Genomic DNA, 3,396 nt, shown 5'->3' with positions numbered 1-3,396 from the left:
AGCCACCGCCGCCCGGACCGGGACCCGCTTCGGGCCGCCCGCCGCCGCGACCAGATCCGCCCGCGGGAGCGACGGTGACCCGCCAGGTCCCGCCGAGTCTCTCCGCCAGCACGGCACAGAACAGCTCGGCGTTGTTCCCCTGCCCGAACATCCGGCCCATCGTCGGGGTGGCGAAGGCCAGCACGACCTCGTCGCCTCGAACGTCGGCAACGGTCGCGTGATCCTTCAGGATCGCATGCGTCTTCCGGCTGCGGCGGCCGGCGAGCACGAGAACCTCGTCCCACAGCATCCGCAGGCCGGCGGCGTCGATCCGCCCGGTCCCCGGAGTGCCTGCCATGCCCGGAACACCTGCCGGGCCCGAGGGACGATCACCCGACGTGAACGCGGGACCCGGCGAACCAGGCTGGGGGCCCGTCGCCGGTCGAGACACCGGTCCGCTCCGAGCGGGTGCCCGGACTGCCAGCGGCATGGGCTCCGGGTCCGCGGCGGGCGGGTGGACCGGCGCGGGAGCCCGGCCGGCCGGCAGCGGGGACGGGGGGCCCGGCTCCGGTTCTTCCCCGCCGAGCACGGCCCGCCGTTCCAGCCGCTCCAACCGGGTGAGCAGCGCGGCCGGGTCGGTCGACGCCGTGGGCAGCAACGCACGGGCCAGGATCAGTTCCAGCATCAGCCGTGGGCTCGCCGTCCCCCGCATCTCGACCAGGCCGTTGTGCAGGACGTCCGCCGTCCGGGACAGCTCGGCGGGGCCCATCCGGGTGGTCTGCGCCCGCATCCGGTCGATCTGGTCGGGGGAGAAGGATTCCAGCAGGCCGCGGGCGTCCGCGTCCGGAACGGCCGCCATCACGATCAGGTCGCGGAACCGGTCGAGGAGATCGGTCGCGAACCGGCGCGGGTCGTGACCGGCGGAGACGACCTTGTCGACCACGGTGAACAGGGCCGCGCCGTCGCGGTCGGCCAGCGCGTCGACGGTCTCGTCCAGCAGGACGCCGTCGGTCATGCCGAGCAGCGCCACCGCCCGGTCGTAGCGCAGGCCGTCGTCGTCCGCGCCGGCCAGCAGTTGGTCGAGAACGGACAGCGAGTCGCGGACCGATCCGGCGCCCGCCCGCACGATCAGCGGCAACACGGCCGGATCGACGGCGACCCCCTCCCGGGCGCAGACCGACGCCAGATGTTCGCGCAGCACGCTCGGCGGAACCAGCCGGAAGGCATAGTGGTGCGTCCGGGACCGGATGGTCGGGATGACCTTGTCCGGTTCGGTGGTGGCGAAGACGAACTTGAGGTACGGCGGGGGCTCCTCGACGACCTTCAGCAGCGCGTTGAACGCCGCCGCGGTCACCATGTGCGCCTCGTCCACCACGAAGACCTTGAACCGGGCCGACGCGGGGGCGAAGAACGCCCGCTCGCGCAGATCGCGGGCGTCGTCGACGAGACCGTGCGACGCGGCGTCGATCTCCGTGACGTCCATTGAGGCGCCCGTCCGGATGCCCACGCACTCGTCGCACACCCCGCAGGGTTCAGGGGTCGGGCCCTGGATGCAGTTCAGCGAGGCGGCGAGGATCCGGGCGGAGGAGGTCTTGCCGCAACCCCGGGGGCCGCTGAAGAGATAGGCGTGGTGCAGGCGGCCGCTGCGCAGGGCCTTGCGCAGCGCGTCGGTCACGTGCTCCTGGCCGACGACCTGGGCGAACGTCGCGGGACGGTACCGGTTGTACAACGCTGTGCTCACTGGCCTGCTCCGCGTGCTCGACGAGACGATCGGCGAAACGAGAGGACCCCCCGCACACCCGCCAGAGCCCGCTTACCCTTGCTGCCTTCCGGCCCTGGGGGGGTTCACGAGGGTAACGCCGCACGAGGGGTCTGCTGTGCAGTCTAGCCCGTGCTGGACGATCATGAATCCCGAGGTCTGCCGGGCGGCGCGGCGGCAGGCCCGGTGCCTGGCCCCGCAACGATCAGATAGTCTCATCCACGGAGGATTCGCCTAGTGGCCTAGGGCGCACGCTTGGAAAGCGTGTTGGGGGCAACCCCTCGCGAGTTCGAATCTCGCATCCTCCGCAATGATCTTGCTAGCCTTGATCTTCGGGCCAGCCTTCTGGCCAGGCACAATGCCATCCTTCTCCACCATCTCGCCACCCACGGTAGCCATGGACCCACCTGAGTCCCCGCGCCGCGCGAGGGATCGTCGTGGACACCGTCTCGGCCGTACGCTGGCCCGCGGAGCGCGGCGGGTGGGCGTACAGGGCACCCGTGATCGACGGTGAGGAGTACCCGAGCCGCTTCGACACGAGAGCGATGTCGATGATCTCGTCGAGCTGGCTTGAGGCCGACGAGTGACGAAGGCCGGGCGGCGAGAAATTGCCAAGACCTGTGGATCATGATCGGCGGGTGGCCCGGCGAGAGTCTCGGTGATCTTGTTGGCCGCAACATGAAGAGGCCGCGGCGTCGATGATGGATCACGGCGAGCATGATCGTGGCAGGTCTCCTCAGCTAACCAGAGCACGATCGAACTACGTCAGTCCGGTCAGGATGCCATGACCCGTTCACCGGGCGTCGGCCCGTCCCCCTACTTGTAGCCGCGGACGAAGAGTCTCACGGCGGACCGTAGCGCAGCGTCGAGTTCCGGGCTGTCGAGCGCAGGTGGATTGTGGACGGCGAACATGCCGAGCTCGGTCATCTCCCAGACGGTTCCGTTGACAAGGGCAATGAACTGGCCTGCCGCGCGGGCAGGGTCATCGATGCGCAGCGCGCCGTCGTGAGCGATCCTGGCCAGCTGGCCGATTAGCTCTGACCAGACGGGAGTCGCGACGCGTCGGCGCCAGAGCTGCAGCAGCTGGGGTTGGCGGGGCCCTTCGGCCTGCAGGAGCAGGCGCAGAGAGGCTGTGCGCGGATCGAGGAAGGTCGCCATGATGCGCCTTGCAAGATCGTTAAGGTAGGCCTCGGGGTCCGGTAGGGGGCTTGGGAAGAAGGCCGTCGCCCGACGTAGCGCGTCGAGGGTCGCCGTGAGGTGCGTATCGATGACGGCGAGGAACGGCGTCTCCTTATCTCCGAAGTGGTTGTAGACGGTCTGCCGTGACACCGGGGTCGCCGTGGCGATGTCCTCAAGCGTCGTGGCCGCATAGCCCTGGCGGACGAACAGATCTAGCGCCGCCGACATGATCGCCTCTCGCTTGGCGGGCTGGCCGCGTGCGGGCGCTCGGGGAGGCCAGGTGGCGTCGGCGGACACCCCCGTAGATCCACCGGACGGACGAGCCGTCGCCGTCACCGTCGCAACCAGCTCCGGCGAGCAGCACCGGGTGCCCGCCGACCACATCATCTCCTCGATGCCGATGCCGATGCCGATGCCGATGCCGATGCCGATGCCGATGCCGATGCCGATGCCGGATCTGGATCTGGATCTGGATCTGT

Annotated in this window: 3 protein-coding genes, 1 tRNA gene and 1 other RNA gene; 2 read left to right on the top strand and 3 right to left on the bottom strand. The window is 69.8% G+C overall.

The window, feature by feature from the left end; translation table 11 throughout:
• Together ACY5KJ_RS18930 and ffs are read right to left on the bottom strand one after the other, a co-directional pair.
• Positions 1–1,720: DNA polymerase III subunit gamma and tau (locus ACY5KJ_RS18930; RefSeq protein ID WP_462203995.1), on the bottom strand; the 1,720-nt coding region annotated here is incomplete at its 3' end.
• A 38-nt stretch (positions 1,721–1,758) separates the two neighbouring features.
• Positions 1,759–1,855: signal recognition particle sRNA small type (gene ffs / locus ACY5KJ_RS18925), an RNA gene on the bottom strand.
• A gap of 106 nt (positions 1,856–1,961) precedes the next feature.
• Between ffs and ACY5KJ_RS18920 the strand changes: the two genes are divergently transcribed.
• Both ACY5KJ_RS18920 and ACY5KJ_RS18915 read left to right on the top strand, forming a co-directional pair.
• Positions 1,962–2,046, top strand: a tRNA-Ser gene (locus tag ACY5KJ_RS18920).
• Positions 2,047–2,175: 129 nt separating this feature from the next.
• Positions 2,176–2,325, top strand: a complete 150-nt coding sequence (locus ACY5KJ_RS18915) for a hypothetical protein (RefSeq protein ID WP_462203994.1) — start codon at positions 2,176–2,178, stop codon at positions 2,323–2,325.
• Positions 2,326–2,554: 229 nt separating this feature from the next.
• Here the strand turns inward: ACY5KJ_RS18915 and ACY5KJ_RS18910 are convergent, their stop codons facing one another.
• Positions 2,555–3,145 carry a TetR/AcrR family transcriptional regulator gene (locus ACY5KJ_RS18910; protein WP_462203992.1) on the bottom strand — a complete coding sequence of 197 codons (591 nt, stop codon included), beginning with the start codon at positions 3,143–3,145 and terminating at the stop codon, positions 2,555–2,557.
• Between the last annotated feature and the right edge of the window lie 251 nt (positions 3,146–3,396).

It is taken from the genome of Frankia sp. CcWB3 (assembly GCF_977927595.1).
The sequence above is the reverse complement of the archived record's forward strand: the minus strand, read 5'-3'. Positions and strand labels throughout refer to the sequence as shown.